Below are 20,906 nucleotides of genomic sequence, written 5' to 3'. Positions count from 1 at the left end.
ATGAAAAGTAATAAAAATTCACATAAGTAACCTTATATGTTAATTATGAGACAAAATTAAAGATTAATTTTAATACAGAATTTTTTTTTCGGGATTTTATGATTTTTTCCTCAAAATAGTAAGAAATAATACCGCCCAGCCTATAATTAATAAAAATCCGCCTAAAGGTGTTGCGAATACGATAATTTTAGAATCAAAAACTGTAAGACTTTTTGTAGCTAAAATATAGATCGATCCGCTAAAAAGAACAACTCCTGCTACAACTAAATTATAGATTGTTTTTACGGTTTTTTCGGCAATATCTTTTCGGGTAGAAAGAAAAAGTAAAAAGAGAGCGTGGTACATTTGGTAACGAACCCCAACTTCAAAAGTGTTTAACTCTTCAATAGACAAATATTTTTTTAATAAATGGGCTCCAAAAGCTCCAAAAATAATAGCTAACATCCCTATAAAAGCACCAGTTAAAACAATTTTTCTTTTCATATTTTCTAAACTTTAATTTTAAACAAAAATACTTCATCCTATTCAATTTTCGTTTTAGTTTCTCAATTATTTCAGCTCTCGAAAACGTATTTTTTTATGTGAGATAGAAATAAAAGAATATCATTTTTCAAATTAAATTTGTTATATTTATAACATTTAAATATGTTTGTGTTAAAATATTAGAATTATGAGAAGCGTTTTAATAATTGGAGCCGGCAGATCTGCTTCATCTTTGATAAATTATCTGCTTAAAAAATCAGAAACCGAAAACCTGCATCTTGTTGTTGCTGATTTGTCTTTGGCCTTAGCCGAAAAAAAGACACAAAAGCATCCCAATGCGACTCCAATTGCTTTAGATATTTTTAATACCAAAGAAAGACAAACGGCTATTGAAAAAGCTTCGATTGTAATTTCAATGCTTCCTGCACATTTACATATCGAAATTGCTAAAGATTGTATTCTGTTTAAAAAACACCTCGTAACGGCTTCTTACATTAGTGATGCTATGCAGGCTCTGGATCAGGAGGTAAAAAAGAACAATTTGATTTTCATGAACGAAATTGGTCTTGATCCGGGCATAGACCACATGAGCGCGATGAAAGTTATTGACGAAATCAGGTCAAAAGGCGGTAAAATACTTTTGTTTGAATCTTTCTGCGGTGGTTTAGTAGCTCCGGAATCGGATAACAATTTGTGGAATTATAAATTTACGTGGGCACCAAGAAACGTGGTTTTGGCTGGACAAGGCGGCGCTGCGAAGTTTATTCAGGAAGGCACTTATAAATACATTCCGTATAGTGCTTTGTTTAGAAGAACCGAATTTCTGGAAGTAGAAGGTTACGGAAAATTTGAAGCCTATTCTAACCGGGATTCTCTTAAATATCGTTCAGTTTATGGTTTAGATGATGTTCTGACTTTATACAGAGGAACAATTAGAAGGGTTGGTTTTTCGAGGGCATGGAATATGTTTGTACAACTGGGAATGACTGATGACAGTTATATTCTTGAAGGTTCTGAAAACATGAGTTATCGCCAGTTTATTAATTCTTTCCTTCCGTATCACCCAACAGATTCTGTCGAAATTAAAACCCGACTGATTTTAAAAATCGATCAGGACGATATTATGTGGGACAAACTTCTGGAACTGGATTTATTTAACCCAGACAAAAAAGTAAATCTGCCAAATGCTACTCCGGCTCAAATTTTGGAAAAAATCTTAACAGACAGCTGGGCTCTTGAACCAGAAGATAAAGATATGATCGTAATGTATCATAAATTTGGTTATGAACTAAACGGCGAGAAAAAGCAAATCGATTCGAAAATGGTCTGCATTGGCGACGACCAAACTTATACGGCAATGGCAAAAACGGTTGGACTTCCGGTGGCAATGGCAACGTTGTTAATCTTAAACGGAAAAATCACTACACCAGGTGTTCAGCTTCCTATTAAGAAAGAAGTTTACGAACCTATATTAAAAGAATTAGAGGAGTACGGTGTTATTTTTAACGAACAAAAAGTACCTTATTTTGGATATAATCCAGATTTATTTTAATCTGGATTCTTCATTTTTTTTAGATTTTTTTTTAGTTTATTTTATCCGCTTTTATCTTTTTAAAAGCGGATTTTTTTATTTTTTTAAGTAACAGAGAAACAAAGAGAAAAACTTAGCATCTTAGAGTCTTAGTAATTCTACTTTTCACTTTGAATAGTAATTGGCAATCCATAACTTACACGAACCGGTTCTCCATTTTCAGTAGCGGGAATCCATTTTGGAGAAAGTCTTAAAACTCTAACAGCTTCCTCGACTAAACCATATCCCAAATCTTTTTTAACTTTAATTTCAGATAAACTTCCGTCTTTTTCAATCATAAACTCCATTAATACTTTTCCCTGTACTTTGTTTTTTGAAGCTTCTGCAGGCATTTTAAAATTTTTACCAATAAACTTATAGAATTCTGTTATACCGCCAGGAAATTGAGGCTCATTTACACTAGTAGTATCATAACTAACTTTAAAATCATTTTGATCTTTTAAACTGTTTGTCTGAGCTGTAGTTTTTGTAGAAAAAATAAATAATATTAAACCGCAAATCGCAGTTGCAAAACCCATTTTTAAAACAATTTTTGTCGAATTTTCTTTTTTAGTCATCATAAGTAAACGTTTTTTAGTTATTAAATAATTAATATTACTAGCAAGCGAAATCGTATTTTTATTTGAAGCAAAATCAAGTAATAAATTCTGATAATCTGAAACCGAATTAAACTGTTTATTTACAGCTTCATCAGCCAAAAACTCATGATTGAGCTTAATTGCTTTTTTTAAAAGAGAAAGAAACGGATTAACCCAAAATACAATTTGCAGTACTTCAACAAAAAGAACATCCAAAGTATGCCGCTGTTCTAAATGCGCTCTTTCGTGTGCAATTAATTCTGATGGAATTTTTCCCATTTCAAAATCTGTTTTATTGACAAAAATGGCATTCCAAAAAGAGTGAGGTAAAACCGCCTCATTGGTTAAAACTACTTTTGCACCATTTACAAAGCGGATTTCTTTTCTTTTTAATTTTATAAAAAATGAAATTAGGTTTAATACAAAACGAAAAGCCAGTACTATTGAAACAATAACATAAACACGAATTAAATAATAGAAAATAGTATACATGATATAATTTTCATTTAAAGGAGCGCGTCCTTTTTGAATCACTATTCCTTCTAATTGAATATTGTTTATTCCCGTTTCAAACGTGGTTTTTATTGAGAACAGCTGCAGCGGAATTACAAAACTAAAAATCAAACTTCCAATAAGATAGGCACGGTTAAAACGAAACATTCTTTCGTTCTCCAACAACAATTTATACACTGCATAAAAAACAAAAAGCAGTATTCCTGATTTTAAAAGATAGGTTATCATTTTTTCTTCTTTTGAATTTCTGAATCGATTATTTTTTTGAGATCTTCCAGTTCCGAAGCTGTTAAATTGGTTTCGGTAGTAAAAAACGAAGCAAACTGCGATGCCGAATTATTAAAGAAATTACTAATGAGCCCTTTTACATGTTTTGCAAAATAGTCTGTCTTTTTTACCAGCGGATAATATTCTCTCGAATTTCCAAATTCGTTATACGCTACAAATTTCTTGTCGATCATTCGTTTTAAAAGCGTCGCCACGGTTGTCGTTGCCGGTTTTGGTTCTGGATACGCTTCGAGCAAATCTTTCATAAAAGCTTTTTCAAGCTTCCATAAATGCTCCATTAATTGTTCTTCTGCGTTTGATAATTGTATCATGGTTTCGTATTTTCAAGTTTTTCTGTTTCAGCTAATTCTTTTTTGTATTCCTCCAAATTCCATTCAATATTCATTTTTGCGGCATATTCGGCCATTGTGCCAAGTCCAACTTCTGCGCGTCTTTTGTCTACATTATCCGGGTCTATCATTGGCGCAATACAAATTTTATTAGTCTTTTTATTCTTTGAACTCTGACTGCCATAAATTTGTTTTTTCCCTTCTCTCAGCGCTACTCTGTCTTCCAGATACGCCAGATTTCCAGGATTTGCATTGCCGTTTTTAACTGCTTCTCTCATCATAGGCAGATACTTTTGCTGGTATTTTAAATCAGAATGCTGAATTACAAGAAACAACGTTTGATTTCCTTGTGTTCCCACTACATTTTTTCCTAACCAGCCTCTTTCGTCCAGTATTTTCATAACCTTAATAAGATTAATACTGTCTTTTCTTTGCATAATTTTACCAATGCTGTCAATTTTCTTTTTATCAGGTTTTGAGGCTCTGTAAACACTCATAAATTCGCCGCGAATTTCCTGATCTTCGGTATAAATCTCTGCAAGTTCTTTCTCAAGCACTTTATCATAATTGGCTCCAATAACATCTAACTTCTTCTGCAGTTTTTCAATTGTTTTATTCCATTCTTTTTCTGAGTGCAAAGGCTTTAAATCGTTGTCAACTTTAATATGTGCAATATTCTCGTATCCGTTATCGATAGAAAGATTCAGCCATTTAAATGCTTTTTTATTTTCTTTTGCCATAGAAGCAGAACAGCCGGCATTGTATAAATCTGACCATGATTTCTGTTCTATTTTAAAAGCTTTATCATAATATGAAACCGACAATTCATAGTTTTTTGCCGTATAACAAGAATCTGCTTTTCGAACCCATTCTTTATAAGTTTGAGCCTGCATTACACCAATATTCATTGTGATAAAAAAGAAAGCAATTAGTTTTTTCATAGACTTATTTAATTAGCGGTTATTCTCTACATTTATAGAAATTGCTCTACAAATGTAGAGTTAAATTTTAAATATGCAAGAAAAAGAGGTCTTTTTTTTAGGAACAAAGGTTCAGAGAGACAAAGTGACAAAGGTTTTTCTTTTGAATTTTAAAACATGGGGAACAAAAAAATCCGCTCATTTCTGAACGGATTTATATCTTAAAAATGCTTCTGAAAAATTTAACCGCAAAGAACGCAAGACATTTATTTAGATTACGCTTATAAACGCTAAGTTCGCAAAGCTATGTGATGAAGCTTTGCGAACCTTTATAAATCTTACTTAAAAAATCTTAGCGAACTTTGCGTAATTCTTAGCGTTCTTTGCGGTAAAAAAAAACTTAACAGCAAAGAGCACAAGGTTTTTATTTAAGATTACACTCATAAACGCAAAGTTCGCAAAGCTATAGGATTAAACTTTGCGAACTTTTATAATCTTACTTAAAAAATCCTTGTGACCTTTGCGTTCTTTGCGGTTAAAAAAACTACTTAGAAGAAAGCTCCACAAAATACTTGTAAAACAACGGAATAGTCTCAATACCTTTCAAGTAATTAAAGATTCCGAAATGCTCATTTGGCGAGTGAATAGCATCGCTGTCCAAACCGAATCCCATTAAGATCGTTTTGCTTTTTAATTCTTTTTCGAACAAAGCCACAATTGGAATACTTCCTCCAGAACGAACTGGAATTGCAGGAACTCCAAACGTTTCTGTATACGCTTTGTTTGCCGCCTGATACCCAATGCTGTCAATTGGCGTTACATAACCCTGACCACCGTGATGAGGCGTAACTTTTACTGTAACTCCAGCCGGAGCAATGCTTGTAAAATGTTTTGTGAAAAGTTCTGTAATTTCTTCCCATTCCTGATTTGGAACCAAACGCATCGAGATTTTAGCAAAAGCCTTACTCGCAATAACCGTTTTAGCACCTTCGCCAGTATAACCACCCCAGATTCCGTTTACGTCTAATGTTGGACGGATTGAGTTACGTTCGTTGGTTACATATCCTTTTTCGCCATAAACATCGGCAATGTTTAAAGCATTTTTATATTTTTCTAAGCTGAAAGGCGCTTTTGCCATTTCTGCTCTTTCTTCTGCAGATAATTCTTCTACTTTATCGTAGAAACCTGGAATGGTAATATGATTGTTTTCGTCGTGAAGCGAAGCAATCATTTTTGCCAAAATATTAATTGGGTTTGCCACTGCTCCACCGTATAAACCAGAATGCAAATCGCGGTTTGGACCTGTAACTTCTACCTCAACATAACTCAAACCTCTTAAACCTGTCGTGATAGACGGCTGTTGGTTAGAGATCATTCCTGTATCTGAAATCAAGATTACGTCGTTTTTCAGTTTTTCCTGATTGCGTTCTACGAACCAAGCCAAACTTGCGGAACCTACTTCTTCTTCACCTTCGATCATGAATTTTACGTTACAAGGCAGCGTATTGCTTTGCACCATTAACTCAAGCGCTTTTACATGCATGTACATCTGACCTTTGTCGTCACAAGCTCCACGCGCGAAGATGGCGCCTTCTGGATGAATATCTGTAGTTTTAATAACCGGTTCAAAAGGTGGTGAAGTCCATAATTCTAATGGATCTGGCGGTTGTACGTCGTAGTGGCCGTAAACTAAAACCGTTGGAAGATTTGGATCTATAATTTTCTCTCCGTAGATAATTGGGTAACCTGGAGTGTCGCAAGTTTCGACATAATCGCACCCTGCTTTTGATAAACTTTCTTTTACAGCCTCTGCTGTGTCAATAACATCTTGAGAATATGCAGTGTCGGCAGAAACCGACGGAATCTTTAATAATTCGATCAATTCATTGATAAACCGATCTTTATGTTGTTGAACGTAGGACTTAATATTTTCCATTTAAATTATTTTTATAGAAACCCAAAAGTACAAAAAAGAGAATTAAAAAAAATTTTGAAAAAATGCTTTGATAATTCAAAAGTATGCCTATCTTTGCACCCACAATTACCGCGGATATGGCGAAATTGGTAGACGTGCCAGACTTAGGATCTGGTGCCGCAAGGCGTGTAGGTTCGAGTCCTATTATCCGCACAAAAAAAAGCTTCTGAAGATTTTTCAGAAGCTTTTTTGTTTTACACCTATTTTTGCACATCATTTATTCCAAATAATTTTTGCAAATTTTTCAAAGTAAGCGGTCCACCAATATGCGCTACTGATTCGTTTTGCATTGTCACAAACTGAATACTTTTAGTTCCCATCATTTTATCATAAAGAATGCCCACTAAATCCCCCTTCCAATTCTTATAAATAAAACTCTCTCCTTTTTTATATTCAGCACTATTCATCGTCTTAGACACTTCATTGTAAATCTCTATAATTTCTGTCTTTTTAAACATAAAATGCCATCTTACATCGTTTTTAGAAGTTCCATCTGGCATATCTAAAACATATATTTCACCAAACCTATTCATTTTTGTTGTTCCCATATTTACAGAAATCACCTCATCTGGCTTGCTTTCCTCGGAACGTTTCATTATTTGCGCATTAAGATTAAAACCCAAAATCAAAACAACTGCCAATAATAATTTTTTCATTTCTTTTTCCATTTAAATTAATAATGATCAAATTTAATTTGGCTTAAACTGACTGTTTTACGGAAAATCGTAAAATGAGAAATTTATTTATCAACTACTCATACATATTATTTCAAGAACGTAACCATAATATTGTCATTTCGACGTAAGGAGAAATCTTCACAAGAAGCTCGACAAAGATTGGTTTTTCGTTGCGGAGTTACTTGCGAAGATTTCTCCTTACGTCGAAATGACAAACTTTGCGAAAATTTATATTTATCAATCATCTTGACGAAAGGAGCTTTTCAGCATAACCAACGGGTTGTACACATGAAAAAAATTACGGAAATCAATCTGAATTTTTTTGTCGGTTTGCTGTTTTGGTTTCTCCTTTCGTCGAAATGAAAATAATATCTTATTTACTCAACATCAAAATAAGGATCGAAAACTTCCGCCAGTCTATTCAACCAATAAAAATTATCATCGATATTAGGTAATTCTGATTCTAATGTTTCGCATCCGCGCATAGAACATAAAGTAAGCGCATAATTTACCTCTCGTATCATTTTCGCCATATCTTTTGGATCTAGAATTTCAGTGAAAAAATCTTTTAATCTGGTTTCTATTTCTTTAGAAAAATTCCCTGTAGCCATTATCTTATTTTTTGTATGGGACAAATATAATAAATTACACCCATATATGGGTGTAATTGAAAAATAAATCTTTCCACTTTTGAAATATGAATATTTCAGAAGAAACTTTTATAGCAAATCTTGGCATTCACGTTAGACAATTACGTGAAAAGAAAGGTATGTCTCAACAAGATTTAGGTGATGATTGCGGTATTACACAAAATCAAGTTGGAAGAATAGAAAGAGCTGAAATAAATACTACAATAAAAACTCTTGTAAAAATAGCCAACGCTTTAGATATTGAACCTAAAGAATTGTTTGACTTACCTTTGAAATAGAAATAATTCGGCTAAAGCCTTTTCTCCTTTTAAAACATAAAAAAACCTCCAGCTAAAGCAGGAGGCAATTCATATAGTTTTATTATTAAACAAAGTGAATCTGTGTAGTTTGTCATTTCGACGAAGGAGAAATCTTCGTGAGAAGCTCGACACAGATTGACACATTACTTTATGGAGCTACTTGTGGGGATTTCTCCTTCGTCGAAATGACAAGATTGTGGTTACAATATGAAAAAAAACCTTTGTCAATGTTTAAAACTTTGACAAAGGTCTCTCGTATAGTATTTTTGGTCCTGATAGCTATCGGGAGGAATTTATTTTTTGGAATTTAATATCTCAATAATCTTATCCACATTCACTTCACTATAATCATTAATATAAAAATCGCATGGCGGAAGCTGTTCTTTTGTATGCGTGCTCAAAACGCCTACTACTTTCATTCCCGCATTTAATCCTGCTGTAATTCCCGAAAAAGAATCTTCAAAAACCACACAATCAGAAGGAGAAACTCCAACGCGTTCTGCTGATTTTAAATATACTTCTGGATTTGGTTTATGAAACGTAACGTCTTCTGACGACATCATCGAATCCATTTTTTCGTCTAGTTTCAGGAAATTGGCAATTAGATCCAGATTTGCACGAGGCGCCGATGTCGCAACAGCCGTTTTGAAACCACGAGATTTTAATTCGTTTAGAAAGTCCATATAATGCGGAATCGTTTCGACTTTGTCTTTGTAAATCTCACGGAACATTCCTTCTTTTTCGTCTTCTAATTTTATCAGTTCTTCTCCCGCAATTGGGCGTTTGAAGAAATGCGTCATGATATAACTATTGTGTTTTCCGTACATATGTTCTTCAAATTCTTCCTGCGTGTACGGAATATTATATTTATCGAAAAACTTTTCAAAAGCGATTACATGATGCGGATTTGTATGCGAAATCACACCGTCCATATCAAAAATTACACATTGCTGGCTCATAATTTTGTTTGTTGTTTTTAACGGATGCAAGATAAGTTTTTCCGCAGAGTTACACAGAGGTTTCTCACAGAGATTCAGCAAGATTTTTTTGAATCTCGCGAAGTCGCAGAGTTTTATTTCACGCTCCCGATAGCTATCGGGATTAAAATGATTTAAGCAGATAAGCGCAGATATTATTAAAATCAAAATTAAATCTGCTAAAATCTGCCGAATATGCGTGAAACAAAATCCTTTAAATCTTTATAATCTGTGGCTTTAAAAATAAAACTCTTTGCGTCTCTACTCCCGATGGCTATCGGGATTGCGAGAATGATAGACAAAGATTGGCAAAAACTTGAAACATTAAACCTGAAACAAAATCTTTACCCAATCCAAATCTTACTTTTCACCAAAGTCATAGTCTGTCTCAAATGCTGGTTGCAAGCAATAAGAATAATCAAAACCAATAAACCATAACCTACAATGGTGTAAATCTCCATATCTGCCAATAAAGTCGATTGTTTGGTGATGCTTCCAAAAATCTTTTTCATAGCTAGAACATTCGCATTATCTACGGAATATCCTTTGGCAATAAAACTCTGCGTGGCGTTTGCAATGTTTTGTTGTGCTTCAGGATTTTCGCCCGTTACAAACTGACTAAGTTTCAAAAAGTGTTTTTTGTTTAGAAATACGGTTGCATTCTGCATGACGCAAAAACCAATCGTACTTCCCCAGAAACGTCCCGAAACGCCTACAATTCCCGAAGAAACCGCCATATTTGCAGGAACCGAAGAAGTAGTAAATAAAATCAACGGAACAAATAACAATCCAACTCCGATCCCCTGCAAAAAGTACGGAACAATAATATCTGACAAGGCCACATCGGGCACAAATAGAAACGTAAACCAAAAGTGATACAACGCAATCAGCGAAAAGCCAATCAGAAAAATGATTTTGGTCGAAAGCGATTTCATCAGGAAAAAAGCCGCCAAAACCAATCCGATAATATTTCCGAGTCCGTTAATGTATTGCACGCCCGCAACTCGAGACGGATCCCAATTCCAAATCGAATACATCGCCGAATGGCAAAGACTCAGCGTTGCTCTGCTGATGTAAAACAAGAAAAACAATAAAAACCCAATTCTCAGATTGGCATATTTAAAAACTTCAAAATTAAAAGTTGGCCTTTTAACCAAAAGCTCTTTGAAGATGAACAAACCTCCCGTAATAAGTGCCGTAATAAGCATTAAAACCATTTGAGAAGATTCGAACCAATATTTTTTCTCGGCATACACAAAAAAGTAGGCACCGCAAAGAATAGCTGTTAAAACCAAAAAGTAGCTCATCCAGTCGATTTGATACAACGGGATTTTCTTTGTTGTTCGGTGCCCACGAAAAGTAACCAAGATTAAAAAGACATTTAAAACCTGCAGTCCGCCCGAAACATACAGCATGTATTTCCAGTCGTAATGATCCAGAAACCAAACCGCAATATTCATAATAAAAGGCGTTGACAGCAGTAGAGAACCATAATAAAAGGAAAAACCAATTATGATGGCATTTTTAGAATCAAACTGCTCAATAAGCAATTGTCTGATGGTAATGGCAGGAAGCGCCATTAAAATTCCTTCGGCAACTCTCAGCAATAGAAAAACCGCAAAATTATCGACATAACCCGACGTCACAATCGTAACTCCAATTAAGGAATAAACGCCCATGAGGTAATTTTTGGCAGGGAAAAAACTCGAAAATCGGCTTTCTATAAGAATTGTAGCCAGCAGAGTTCCATACGTAACACACATCGCGTACTGCAAATCTTCGGGCTCAATGTCCAGAAAACTTGCCGCATACGTTACGTTTGACGTATAAACTCCCAATAAAATCATGGAATGCAAAAGGCAAACAAACAAAATCGTTATAATTGCCCATTTTGGAACCCATGACTTAAAAATACTTTTATCTTCCATTTTAGTGTGCTGCGATCACAGTAATATTCATTCCCGCTCTTAAAAAGTCGGCTTGCTTGTCGCTGTCTTTCAACTGAATTCGAACCGGAATTCTTTGTTCGATTTTTACGAAGTTACCCGTTGCATTATCTGGAGGAAGCAATGAAAATCTTGCCCCGCTCGCTGGCGATAAAGAGGCAATTGTACCAACAAAAGTTTTATCGCTCAAAGCATCGGCTTTAATTTCAACATCTTGCCCAACGGTTAAATATTGCAATTGCGTTTCTTTAAAATTGGCTGTAATCCATTTTTCTTTACTTACAATTGATAATAAAGACTGACCTTCTTTTACTAATTGTCCTGGCTGTAAAGTTCGTTTTCCAACCCAGCCGTCATAAGGCGCTGTAATTATGGTGTACGAAAGAAATAAAGCCGCATTATCGGCAACAGCTTGTTTGGATGCAATATTGGTTTGCGTTGTCGGAACATTTGCTTCGGCAACAGAAGTACTTAAAGCAGATGAATGAATTCTGTTTTTCATTTCCTGAAAATGCGCCTGAGCCGATTCGTAATCAGCTTTTACTTTCTCTAATTGCTGAGAAGTAGCCGCTTCTTCGCTTACCAAAGCTTTGTATCTTTCGTATTCCAATTTGGTTTTCCAAAGATTCGATTTTGCTGCTTCTAACTGCGCTTCGTTAATCGCAGTTGCACTTGCCGTATTTATAGCATTTTTCTGTGCCACAATGCTGTTTTGCTGTGCGTTTTGAACATCGGCAAGAGCCACATTCAATTTTGATTTATATTCACGATTGTCAATCACAACCAAAGTATCTCCTTTGTGCACAAACTGATTTTCGTTAAAACGAACTTCCTGCACATAACCCGTAATACGCGACATAATTGGTGTTACATATTGTTCGACTTGCGCGTCGTTGGTTTCTTCGTGATTTCTGTTGAACACATAAAACCAAATTCCTAAAATAACACCGCTTATAACAAGCACACACGCAATAATTGTTATTAGTATATGAAACGTTTTATTTCTTCTAGTTTCATTTTTTATCTTAACCATATCTCTTTAATCTCTTTACTTAGTTCTTTTCTAAAATGTCTTTTTTCTAGCTTCTTTCTTCTATTAAGTCTTTTTCTTATCAAGTCTTGCTTCTTGCTTCTTTCCTCTAAGGCCTTAGCCTAATCCCTCACCATCTAGCTCTGCGGAAGCATTCCAGCCGTATGAAGCAGTTCGTAATGTTTTAAAACCGCATCCAATCGCGTAGAAATTTTGTTGTATTTTGCCTGAAGCAAAGCATTATCTGCGTCGACCATTTCGGTAATTAAAACCAATTGATTCAAGTATTTCAGTTTTACAATTCGGTAATTTTCGTCGGCCAAATCCAGTGCTTTGTCAACAACAACAAACTTTTCAAGAATTTCTTGGTATTGTGTATGTTCTTTATACAACTTGTCCTGAATTTCCTCTTTTACAATTTCATTCTGCATTTCCTGCCATTTGATTTTGGTGCTCGCCTGCTCCATTTTGGTTTTATTTTTATATAAAGACGAAAGATCAAAAGTAGCTTCAATACCAACCTGTCCTAAAGTGTACAAATACGGATTGGGCGGAAAGAATTTATAGTTAGGATAATAAAAACCGTAATTCCCAAAGAAATGAACGCTTGGCAAATAATTTCCTTTTACCATTTTCAGTTCGGTTTTACTGATATTCAGCTCCTGACTTGCAATACGCATTTCTTCGTTTTGCAAAGCTTTAGTCATATAAAAATCATACGGATCTAAACCATTCATTTCGTCCAAACTCGACGTTGTATCAATCGCAATTTCTTCGTTTTCTGGAATCTGGATCAGCGTTTTCAGATCGTGAAGTGCGATTTTTATGTTTTTGGAGTTTGTAAGCGCATTCAATTCGCGATCTGAAAGCTGTAATTCGGCACGAATAACTTCGTTTTTCGTAACCGTTCCATGTTTTTGAAGCGATTGCACTTCTTTCAATCGGCTTTTTTCTTCTTTGATATTTTCTTCGAATATTTTCTGAAGTTCCATCATTTTATAAATTGCCAGATAGTTTGCCACTACCTCAAGCTCGATATCATTTTCGGCCTTTTCGGTTTTTATTTTGGCGATTTCGCTTTCCTGACTGGCAATTTTGATGGCATTATTGATCTTATTTCCAGCATAAATTGGCATTTTAAAAGTCGTATTGACCTCATAAATTTCAGGAATTGCCGGTGTAACTTCTTTGTCTTTTAAAAACCCGCTTCCTTTGAATTCGGTAATATTCGTAATTCGAGAATACATGCCGTTTAACTGTACGTCTGGCAGTCGAAGTTCTTTTCTTTCTTTGATATTCTGCTCTGAGAGCGTGACCTCCAATTGAGATCTGAGGATTTTTTTGTTGTTTTCTTTAGCCAGTTTCAAAGCTTCTTGCAATGAAACAGTATGAACTTCCTGCGCTTGTAAGCCATTGAATGCTAATACAATTAAGAATAACAGCAGGATTCTGGGAAAACAATCGTCTGTAGAATTTGTTGTTTTAAGGAACATGAATAATTAAATATTTGATACTGCAAAGTTCCTTCATTTTTCTGGTGACTGATAATTCTAAAAAGCCAACAACATATTCATTTCAGACAAATGTTAAAATTCTATTTTTCGAAAACGTTATATTAAAACATTGAAAAACAATTTATTACGAAATAGATTTTGATTGTGATATTTCACGCAGATTTTAATAGATTTTAGCAGATGCGCGCAGATTTTACTTTTTTCCCCGAAATAATTATTTAACACATAGAAACATAGGCTTTAACTAATCAATAAAAATTAAAAATAAGTGATACATCATTCACACATAGCTATGTGTATTAATGCTAAGTGAAACGCCTTTCAACACAATAAAAACTATGTTTCTATGTGTTAAAAATATCTGTTGAATCTGCCCAAATCTGTATAAATCTGCGTGCAACAAAATTTTATTTAATTTCTAAAATCTCCTCACCGTTTAAGTAATCGGAAGGTCTTTGCCCCAAAATCTTGAAGAAAGTATTGCTGAAAGTCGGAACACTATTGTAACCAACTTCTTCGGCTACCTCTTTTACCGAAAGTTTTCTTTCTAATAAAAGTTCGATTGCCTTTAGAATTCTTCTAATGGTATAATATTGAATAAAAGACATGCCTAGATCTTTTTGAAACAAGCGATACAAAGAGCGTTCGCTAAAACCAAATTCGTGAGCTACATCGGCAAAAAGAATCGTTTCTCCCAGGTTATTTTCAATATAACGAAGGATCTTTCCAAGTCGTTTGTCTTTTGGCTGTGGTAATTCTAAAGGAAGATTATTGGTGCATATTTGCGGAAGAATCGCTTTTATCGCTTTAGCAATGGCAAAGTTCGGAGTTCCTTTTTTAAGATCACCGTTCCATCGATTGGTAAAAAGCATCATTTGTAACAGTAAATTATTAACGGGATAAATTCCTTCTACTTTATAAAAGTCATCTTCGTCTTTTTCTACCGGAAAATACAGATTTCGCATTGTCACACTTTCCGATTTCGGTTCGATGCTATGCTCCACTCCACTCGGAATCCAGATAAAATGTCTAGCTGGCAAAAAATAAGTTTTGGTTTCTGTAGTCACAAAAACAACATCACCTTCTGCATAAAGCAATTGCGCTTTAACATGCCTGTGTGGCGGAATAAATAATTCCCCCATTAAATCGTGGTGACAGTATATGCTTTTTTTATCGGCATCTACTTTCTTAATGTAGTATTTATCGAGTTTTTGACCGGAATGTTCCATTGGTGTTTAATATAGCACTTTTTGTGATATTAAAGATAAGAAGAAAATTGGATTGTAGATTTAACCGCAAAGAGCGCTAAGGTCTACGCAAAGGTCGCAAGTTTTTTTTTAAAGCAAGATTTATAAAAGTTCGCAAAGCTGTTTCCACAAAGCTTTGCGAACTTTGCGTTTATAAACATGATCTTAAGAAAGAACCCTTGCGACCTTTGCGGTTAAGCCAAAAAAAAAAAGCCTTTCCGTTAAGAAAGGCTTTTAACAACTTAGGCGGTCTGGACGGGACTCGAACCCGCGACCCCATGCGTGACAGGCATGTATTCTAACCAACTGAACTACCAAACCCTGCGTTATTGCGAGTGCAAAAATACAACAGAATTTCGTTTCTGCAAGCGTTTTTACGAATAAAATTTGAGAAATTTTTAATCGGCTAAATTCCAATATTTTAAAAATTGACAATAAAACCAAAAAAGAAGAACTTTCTTTCTTTTTCTTAACGGAAAGATACATAAAGTTAAAAACGCAAAGTCCGCAAAGCTTAAAAAAACTTTGCGGACTTTGCATTCCCGATAGCTATCAGGATAGTGCTTTTTGCGGTAAAACCAAAAAACCAAAAGTGTCTTAAATCAAAAAAGCCATCCACAAAAGTGGAAAGCTTTTCATTGGTCTAACTACTAAACCAGCTGCGAGTTACAAAGTCGCAGCAAAACAACACAACTAATCTTAGATACCGTTTTTGGGCAAAAAAGCCTTTCTGTTAAGAAAGGCTTCTCCCAATATTGCGGTCTGGACGGGACTCGAACCCGCGACCCCATGCGTGACAGGCATGTATTCTAACCAACTGAACTACCAAACCTCTGCGTTATTGCGGTTGCAAAGATATAACAGAATTTCGTTTCTGCAAGCGTTTTTGTAAAAAAAATGAAATAAATTTTTAAATATTTATCCAAAGTTTTGTTTTTCAACTAAATATGTAGTCAATATTTTTTCAAAATTATCGCCAACATTTACCGGAACGTACTTAATTTGGTTCTTTGCACACGTTAAAGCCAGGTTTTTAAAATACTCTGCTGCCCTTTTTTCATATTCTGATTTAACATTATCGGCAAAAATCGAAACCTCTTCTCCTGATTCTAAGTCGATAAACTTTCTTGGTGCATTGTCAAAATCAAATTTCAATTCAGTTTCATTATCTACTACGTGAAATAAAACTACTTTGTGTTTATTGTGTTTAAGATGTTGTAAAGCACTAAAAAGCTTTTCATCATCTTCTGTCTGAAACATATCAGTAAACAAAATAATCATCGAACGGCGATGCATTTTCTCTGCTATTTGATGCAAGTACGTAATCGTATCGGTCGTTTTTTTGACTTTTGGCTGCACCAATAATTCTTCCAGTTTGTTCAATAACATTCTATGATGGCGATCGCTTCCTTTTTCTGGAGCGTAATATTCATATTTATCCGAGAAAACGCTTAAACCTACAGCATCACGCTGTTTCTTTAAAATATTCATTAAAACCGCCGAAGCCAAAACCGCAAAACCAATCTTCTTTTCATAAAAAGGCTGATTTGATTTGAGTTCAGGATAATGCATCGATGACGAATTATCAACGATTAGATGACAGCGCAAATTGGTTTCTTCCTCAAAACGTTTCGTATACAAACGATCGGTTTTGGCAAACAATTTCCAGTCGATATGTTTGGTGCTTTCTCCAGCGTTATAGACTTTATGTTCGGCAAATTCGGCCGAAAATCCATGAAACGGACTCTTATGCATTCCCGATATAAAACCTTCCACAACCTGATTCGCCAGCATTTCGAGATGCTTAAAACTGGAGACTTTTTCTATTTCCGATTCGATTTTCATTCGGTTTCTTTTTTAATATTTTGTGCTTTATAAAGCAAATCTGTTGCCTGAAACAATTTGCGTTTCAAGATTGGACTAAAATTAGGGTTTTCTTTTAAGAATCGCTGTACTTCATCAAAAGCAAATTTAGACGAATATCTTCCAACCGTATTATCCAGCCAGTCTTTTGGAAAGAAAATATCTCCCGTTCGCTGAATTTCATCAACCAAATCTAATGAAAATCTAATATATTTCTGCGCACTTTCCTGACGAAGCGGATGATGAATATTGGCTAGACCAACATCAACCCAAGATTCTTTCTCTCGGTTTTTATCATCTTTTAAAGATTCCATAAAGGCATTTCGAACCGATTCGTCTTTTGATAATGAAGGTAATAAAAACTCAAAACGCTTTTGTTTGTCAGGATTTGTAATTGTTGTTCTGGTTTTCTCCAAAATTTCATCGGCTTTTGGATGTTTGAAAATAGCCAGATTCATCGCCATATTAGTAAAATCATCTTCATTTAATTTTAAACCCGGAATTACGATTTCTTTGTTCCATATTTGATATAATTTGGCTTTCGCCGAATCTGAATATGCAATCGAACTAAACAATCCAAATAAAGTCTTTTTAATATTTGCCGATAAATTGCCTTGTAAACGCTGATATAAAATATCTTCAAGCTGTTTCTGAACTTTATTTTGCTGCTTTATGGCAAAAAATCTCCAATAAATTGTGTTCAGACTATTAGAAGCAATTCTTAAAACCAATTCGTTTTCTTCTTCTTGAACTCCCTTTAAAAAACAATCATAAGCTTTATCTGCCGGCACATTTCCAATTAATGTGTTTTCATAAAGATTGCTGTAACTTGATGCTCGAGCAACCTCATCTTTTAAATCAGCGATATAATTTAAGTTATTCCCGTCAAGCGGAAAAACACCATATCCAAAACCATTATAATTGTAAACAATCGACTCTGGTTTTTCAAGTCCAATTGCTTCTTTTAAAGTTAGGCTTTTATCATTAATATTAACCTTTATAACCTTTATATCATTAGCATACACTAAACCTATCTGAAAAACCTGCGGCCAAACGTTATTCGATTTATCTTCTGCCTGCTGTTGAATTTCAAATTTCCTGATTCGTTTTTTAGAATCGTATTCAATCTTATCTGTAAAAATGGCTCGTCCTGATTTGTTTACCCAAACCTCGCTCCATTTTTTCATATCAAGCGGTGTTTCGTCATCTAGAATTTCTACGAGATTATTCCAATCAGCATTGTCGTTGGCGTATTTTTGAATGTATTTTTGAATTCCCTTTTGAAAAGCATCTTTTCCCATAGAAGCTTCAAGCTGACGCATCATAATTGGTGCTTTGTTGTAAATAATAGCGCCGTAAAGCGACCCAGCATCTTTTAAATTAGCCAAATGTTGTTTAATTGGATGCGTTCCCAAAGATCGATCTTCTGCGTAAGCGCTAGGATAATGCGCGGTAAAGAACTGCAGATTATGATTGACTTTCGGAAAAATTGGGTTCATGATTTTATCGGCCATGAAATTGGCAAAAACCTCTTTCATCCAGACATCGTCAAACCATTTCATCGTTACCAAATCGCCAAACCACATATGTGAAGTTTCATGTGCTATGAGTTTTGCACGGTTTAATTTTTCGCTGTCGGTTGCGCTGTTATCCAAAAATAAAGTCGATTCTCTGTATTGAATCGCGCCAACATGTTCCATTCCGCCATATTGAAAAACGGGAATTGATGCAAAATCTAACTTCTGAAACGGAAATTTATAATTGGTATATTCTTTCAAAAAATCTAAGGATTGCTGATGCAGCTTAAAAATCGTATCAGTGCTTACTTGTATTTTTTCGGGATTATTTTCACGATACAACATCGTCATTTCTAACTTACCAGTTTCCTTTTTTACACTTTTGAACTCTCCTGCTACAAAAGAAAACAAATAGGTACTCATTTTATCTGATTGACCAAATCCCCAAACCATAAAATCAACACCATCAATTACCATTTCGTGCACTCCTGTAATTGGAGCAGCAGCTAAAACCTTCCAGTCTTTTGGCACTTGTAAAGCCAGAGTGTAAACCGCCTTAATATCCGGCTGATCTAAACATGGAAATAAGGTGCTTGCCCGGTCCGGAACTAATAAAGTATAAAGAAAATCATCATTTCTATTCAACGATAAATTCCCTGCAATGAAAGAAATCTCAACCTTGTTTTTCCCTAAAATTAATGCTTCGGGAGAAATAATAATGTGTCCTTTTTCATGAACAATTACTACCGTTTTTGAGTTTACTTTAATAGATTTTATGTTTGAAGTTTTCTCCTTAAAATCTAAATATAACGGCTGACTTAAATCTGATATCGTTAAATTAAGATTTAGCCTGGTATTAATATCTTCCGCCTTTTTATAGGGAATCTCGAAATACATATTATATCGAACATCAGAAACCTGCTTTTTACGAAAATGTGCTAATTGTTCTGAAACGCCTTCCTCTAAAATCACACTTTCTTTTTCTTTAGACTGCGAAAAACAACTCGGAATCAACATAACAAAACAAAGAAAGGTGTATAGAATTTTCATTTTTAAGGGATATAAGATGGGTTAAAAATAGCAAAAATCAAGCGTTTAAAAAAAGTCATACACAATAAAAAAAGGCTTGACGACTGCCAAACCTTTTTCCAAACTTACTAATTCAAAGCTATCCAAAAATAAAATTATTCAGTTTGTTGAAAATCAAAACTTAAATCTCCTGCATTGTAATTAGCTGAAACATTGGTTGGGAAAGTTTGTGAAGTTCCGCTTATCCATCTGTATTCGTTAAATGTAATGTGTCCGGCAACAATTGGATAAGTAACATTACTAAGATCTGCTTTATTCTTTTTGTACCAGTCATTAGAATTCATGCTTATCAAATATTTTTTGTCTTTTTCAAGAGCTAAAACGCTTATTTCTTTTTTCACCTCAACATCTGCAGATGCAGCATTTATAGTCTCAGAACGAAGTACTGCTTTTGTTGTATAGTCCCAGATCGTTACACGCACTGCCGAATTCACTGCAGGCAATTTTAAAGTGACTGCCTTTATATTCCCTTTTACAGTTGGTGTAAAAACCAGCCCAAATTCATAATCTCCAGAGTTTACAAAATTGGTTACGGTTGTAAATCCTGTTTGAGTATAATAAACCGCCAGTGGATTTTCTGTCTCAAATTTTGGTGTATTGTCTTTATCGTCGTCACTGCTGCACGAAACAGTAAAAATCGCCGCAGATAATATGGTAAAAAGTATTTTTAAAGTTTTCATAATAATTTATTTTTTGATTAGTTCTTATTAGTTGGATAAATGGGTTATTATTTGCTTTTTAGAAATTATGGCTGAATGTTTAAACGTGCGCAAACTTCTTCGTAGCTCATTTTAGAATAATCTAATTTTGCCGCTTTTGCTGTTGCGGCAACTCCACCGGGAATTAAAATATAGCGCCAGCTAAGTGTTGTTGGAAGATTTACCGTAGTGCCGTCTGCGGCATGTTTAAATCTAAAAAGTTTAATTTTTTGCACGCTTGCAATGGCAGTAATTGTGTTAATATATCCTCCTGCTGTTGATGTATAAGGCAGTGTGTAAACACCTCCTCCAAAAGACATATAGACCAATACCGTTCCTTTAGATACGATGTCTGCTGATAGCTCCGGAGCATTAATAGTTGTAGACAATCCTGAAGTTCCATCAATTGTTTCTGCAGCTGCCGCAGGAGCTGTTATCCATGCACTGTAAATAACATTTGCTGATCCCGTTGCTCCGGTTGGACCTGCTGGACCTGCTGGTCCAACGGCACCATCTACTCCATTAACACCGTCTGTTCCGTCATCGCTGCTGCATGAAATTGTAGAAATTGCAACAAATAAAATTGTAAGAATGGTTTTTGAAAATTTCATAATAATTTTGGTTTTTAAATTGTCAAATGATTCATATTTAATTCAATAACATTATTTTTGTAAAAATCAGAAGGCTGTCAGGGATAGTTATATTCAGCTCGTGAATTAATT

18 protein-coding genes and 3 tRNA genes are annotated in these 20,906 nt (G+C 34.8%); 3 read left to right on the top strand and 18 right to left on the bottom strand.

What is annotated here, in order from left to right:
- Nucleotides 1–96: 96 nt before the first annotated feature.
- Nucleotides 97–483, bottom strand: a complete 387-nt coding sequence (locus PQ462_RS01820; RefSeq protein ID WP_012023445.1) for a DUF423 domain-containing protein — start codon at nt 481–483, stop codon at nt 97–99.
- A gap of 187 nt (nt 484–670) precedes the next feature.
- On the opposite strand from PQ462_RS01820, the gene PQ462_RS01815 reads away from it, so the two are divergent.
- A complete protein-coding gene (locus tag PQ462_RS01815) occupies nt 671–2,035 on the top strand; it encodes a saccharopine dehydrogenase family protein (RefSeq protein ID WP_274252158.1) in 1,365 nt (454 codons plus the stop codon).
- Nucleotides 2,036–2,172: 137 nt separating this feature from the next.
- Here the strand turns inward: PQ462_RS01815 and PQ462_RS01810 are convergent, their stop codons facing one another.
- The 4 genes from PQ462_RS01810 to PQ462_RS01795 form a co-directional block, all read right to left on the bottom strand.
- Nucleotides 2,173–3,393, bottom strand: a complete 1,221-nt coding sequence (locus PQ462_RS01810) for a M56 family metallopeptidase (protein WP_274252157.1) — start codon at nt 3,391–3,393, stop codon at nt 2,173–2,175.
- Nucleotides 3,390–3,764: a BlaI/MecI/CopY family transcriptional regulator gene (locus tag PQ462_RS01805; protein WP_012023442.1), complete on the bottom strand. Its 375-nt coding sequence runs from the start codon at nt 3,762–3,764 to the stop codon at nt 3,390–3,392. The genes PQ462_RS01810 and PQ462_RS01805 overlap by 4 nt, the downstream gene beginning before the upstream one ends.
- Entirely contained in the window at nt 3,761–4,723 is a 963-nt protein-coding gene (locus tag PQ462_RS01800) for a DUF6624 domain-containing protein (protein WP_274252156.1), read from the bottom strand. The genes PQ462_RS01805 and PQ462_RS01800 overlap by 4 nt, the downstream gene beginning before the upstream one ends.
- Before the next feature lie 523 nt (nt 4,724–5,246).
- Complete coding sequence (locus PQ462_RS01795; RefSeq protein WP_012023440.1) at nt 5,247–6,638, bottom strand: dipeptidase; 1,392 nt, start codon at nt 6,636–6,638, stop codon at nt 5,247–5,249.
- A gap of 110 nt (nt 6,639–6,748) precedes the next feature.
- Between PQ462_RS01795 and PQ462_RS01790 the strand changes: the two genes are divergently transcribed.
- Nucleotides 6,749–6,830 (top strand) — tRNA-Leu (locus PQ462_RS01790).
- A 47-nt stretch (nt 6,831–6,877) separates the two neighbouring features.
- Here the strand turns inward: PQ462_RS01790 and PQ462_RS01785 are convergent.
- On the bottom strand, nt 6,878–7,333 hold the full coding sequence (locus PQ462_RS01785; RefSeq protein WP_274252155.1) for a hypothetical protein: 456 nt from the start codon (nt 7,331–7,333) through the stop codon (nt 6,878–6,880).
- A 398-nt stretch (nt 7,334–7,731) separates the two neighbouring features.
- Nucleotides 7,732–7,965, bottom strand: coding sequence for a hypothetical protein (locus PQ462_RS01780; RefSeq protein ID WP_274252154.1), 234 nt, complete (start codon nt 7,963–7,965; stop codon nt 7,732–7,734).
- 86 nt (nt 7,966–8,051) lie between these two features.
- On the opposite strand from PQ462_RS01780, the gene PQ462_RS01775 reads away from it, so the two are divergent.
- The gene (locus PQ462_RS01775) at nt 8,052–8,282 is read left to right on the top strand and encodes a helix-turn-helix domain-containing protein (protein WP_274252153.1); all 231 of its coding nucleotides are present in this window, start codon (nt 8,052–8,054) and stop codon (nt 8,280–8,282) included.
- A gap of 314 nt (nt 8,283–8,596) precedes the next feature.
- On the opposite strand, the gene PQ462_RS01770 is transcribed toward PQ462_RS01775, so the two are convergent.
- The 11 genes from PQ462_RS01770 to PQ462_RS01720 form a co-directional block, all read right to left on the bottom strand.
- Nucleotides 8,597–9,262: an HAD family hydrolase gene (locus tag PQ462_RS01770; protein ID WP_274252152.1), complete on the bottom strand. Its 666-nt coding sequence runs from the start codon at nt 9,260–9,262 to the stop codon at nt 8,597–8,599.
- Nucleotides 9,263–9,624: 362 nt separating this feature from the next.
- The gene (locus PQ462_RS01765) at nt 9,625–11,208 is read right to left on the bottom strand and encodes an MFS transporter (RefSeq protein ID WP_274252151.1); all 1,584 of its coding nucleotides are present in this window, start codon (nt 11,206–11,208) and stop codon (nt 9,625–9,627) included.
- A gap of 1 nt (nt 11,209) precedes the next feature.
- Nucleotides 11,210–12,259, bottom strand: a complete 1,050-nt coding sequence (locus PQ462_RS01760; protein WP_274252149.1) for an HlyD family secretion protein — start codon at nt 12,257–12,259, stop codon at nt 11,210–11,212.
- A gap of 134 nt (nt 12,260–12,393) precedes the next feature.
- Nucleotides 12,394–13,749 (bottom strand): TolC family protein, encoded by a 1,356-nt coding sequence (locus tag PQ462_RS01755; RefSeq protein WP_274252148.1) that lies wholly within the window; start codon nt 13,747–13,749, stop codon nt 12,394–12,396.
- A 428-nt stretch (nt 13,750–14,177) separates the two neighbouring features.
- Nucleotides 14,178–14,999 (bottom strand): AraC family transcriptional regulator, encoded by an 822-nt coding sequence (locus tag PQ462_RS01750; protein WP_274252147.1) that lies wholly within the window; start codon nt 14,997–14,999, stop codon nt 14,178–14,180.
- A gap of 265 nt (nt 15,000–15,264) precedes the next feature.
- A tRNA-Asp gene (locus tag PQ462_RS01745) sits at nt 15,265–15,338 on the bottom strand.
- A gap of 437 nt (nt 15,339–15,775) precedes the next feature.
- Nucleotides 15,776–15,849: transfer RNA gene (locus PQ462_RS01740), tRNA-Asp, on the bottom strand.
- An 86-nt stretch (nt 15,850–15,935) separates the two neighbouring features.
- Entirely contained in the window at nt 15,936–16,862 is a 927-nt protein-coding gene (locus tag PQ462_RS01735; protein WP_274252146.1) for a DUF58 domain-containing protein, read from the bottom strand.
- Entirely contained in the window at nt 16,859–19,447 is a 2,589-nt protein-coding gene (locus tag PQ462_RS01730) for a M1 family aminopeptidase (RefSeq protein WP_274252145.1), read from the bottom strand. Before PQ462_RS01730 ends, PQ462_RS01735 begins: the two co-directional genes overlap by 4 nt.
- A 134-nt stretch (nt 19,448–19,581) precedes the next feature.
- Nucleotides 19,582–20,166 (bottom strand): DUF4082 domain-containing protein, encoded by a 585-nt coding sequence (locus tag PQ462_RS01725; protein WP_012023427.1) that lies wholly within the window; start codon nt 20,164–20,166, stop codon nt 19,582–19,584.
- A 65-nt stretch (nt 20,167–20,231) separates the two neighbouring features.
- A complete protein-coding gene (locus PQ462_RS01720; RefSeq protein WP_012023426.1) occupies nt 20,232–20,795 on the bottom strand; it encodes a collagen-like triple helix repeat-containing protein in 564 nt (187 codons plus the stop codon).
- Between the last annotated feature and the right edge of the window lie 111 nt (nt 20,796–20,906).

Origin of the sequence: Flavobacterium sp. KACC 22758, from assembly GCF_028736135.1 — a bacterium.
Lineage (GTDB): Bacteria > Bacteroidota > Bacteroidia > Flavobacteriales > Flavobacteriaceae > Flavobacterium > Flavobacterium johnsoniae.
This window is presented reverse-complemented; position numbering and strand designations above follow the sequence as displayed.

What these genes read in the sequence shown, in the direction of transcription:
- PQ462_RS01810 (WP_274252157.1), bottom strand. Translation starts at nt 3,393, where the DNA reads ATGATAACCTATCTTTTAAAATCAGGAATACTGCTTTTTGTTTTTTAT.
- PQ462_RS01775 (WP_274252153.1), top strand. Translation starts at nt 8,052, where the DNA reads ATGAATATTTCAGAAGAAACTTTTATAGCAAATCTTGGCATTCACGTT.
- PQ462_RS01800 (WP_274252156.1), bottom strand. Translation starts at nt 4,723, where the DNA reads ATGAAAAAACTAATTGCTTTCTTTTTTATCACAATGAATATTGGTGTA.
- PQ462_RS01780 (WP_274252154.1), bottom strand. Translation starts at nt 7,965, where the DNA reads ATGGCTACAGGGAATTTTTCTAAAGAAATAGAAACCAGATTAAAAGAT.
- PQ462_RS01755 (WP_274252148.1), bottom strand. Translation starts at nt 13,749, where the DNA reads ATGTTCCTTAAAACAACAAATTCTACAGACGATTGTTTTCCCAGAATC.
- PQ462_RS01815 (WP_274252158.1), top strand. Translation starts at nt 671, where the DNA reads ATGAGAAGCGTTTTAATAATTGGAGCCGGCAGATCTGCTTCATCTTTG.
- PQ462_RS01735 (WP_274252146.1), bottom strand. Translation starts at nt 16,862, where the DNA reads ATGAAAATCGAATCGGAAATAGAAAAAGTCTCCAGTTTTAAGCATCTC.
- PQ462_RS01760 (WP_274252149.1), bottom strand. Translation starts at nt 12,259, where the DNA reads ATGGTTAAGATAAAAAATGAAACTAGAAGAAATAAAACGTTTCATATA.
- PQ462_RS01820 (WP_012023445.1), bottom strand. Translation starts at nt 483, where the DNA reads ATGAAAAGAAAAATTGTTTTAACTGGTGCTTTTATAGGGATGTTAGCT.
- PQ462_RS01770 (WP_274252152.1), bottom strand. Translation starts at nt 9,262, where the DNA reads ATGAGCCAGCAATGTGTAATTTTTGATATGGACGGTGTGATTTCGCAT.
- PQ462_RS01765 (WP_274252151.1), bottom strand. Translation starts at nt 11,208, where the DNA reads ATGGAAGATAAAAGTATTTTTAAGTCATGGGTTCCAAAATGGGCAATT.
- PQ462_RS01730 (WP_274252145.1), bottom strand. Translation starts at nt 19,447, where the DNA reads ATGAAAATTCTATACACCTTTCTTTGTTTTGTTATGTTGATTCCGAGT.
- PQ462_RS01725 (WP_012023427.1), bottom strand. Translation starts at nt 20,166, where the DNA reads ATGAAAACTTTAAAAATACTTTTTACCATATTATCTGCGGCGATTTTT.
- PQ462_RS01785 (WP_274252155.1), bottom strand. Translation starts at nt 7,333, where the DNA reads ATGAAAAAATTATTATTGGCAGTTGTTTTGATTTTGGGTTTTAATCTT.
- PQ462_RS01750 (WP_274252147.1), bottom strand. Translation starts at nt 14,999, where the DNA reads ATGGAACATTCCGGTCAAAAACTCGATAAATACTACATTAAGAAAGTA.
- PQ462_RS01795 (WP_012023440.1), bottom strand. Translation starts at nt 6,638, where the DNA reads ATGGAAAATATTAAGTCCTACGTTCAACAACATAAAGATCGGTTTATC.
- PQ462_RS01805 (WP_012023442.1), bottom strand. Translation starts at nt 3,764, where the DNA reads ATGATACAATTATCAAACGCAGAAGAACAATTAATGGAGCATTTATGG.
- PQ462_RS01720 (WP_012023426.1), bottom strand. Translation starts at nt 20,795, where the DNA reads ATGAAATTTTCAAAAACCATTCTTACAATTTTATTTGTTGCAATTTCT.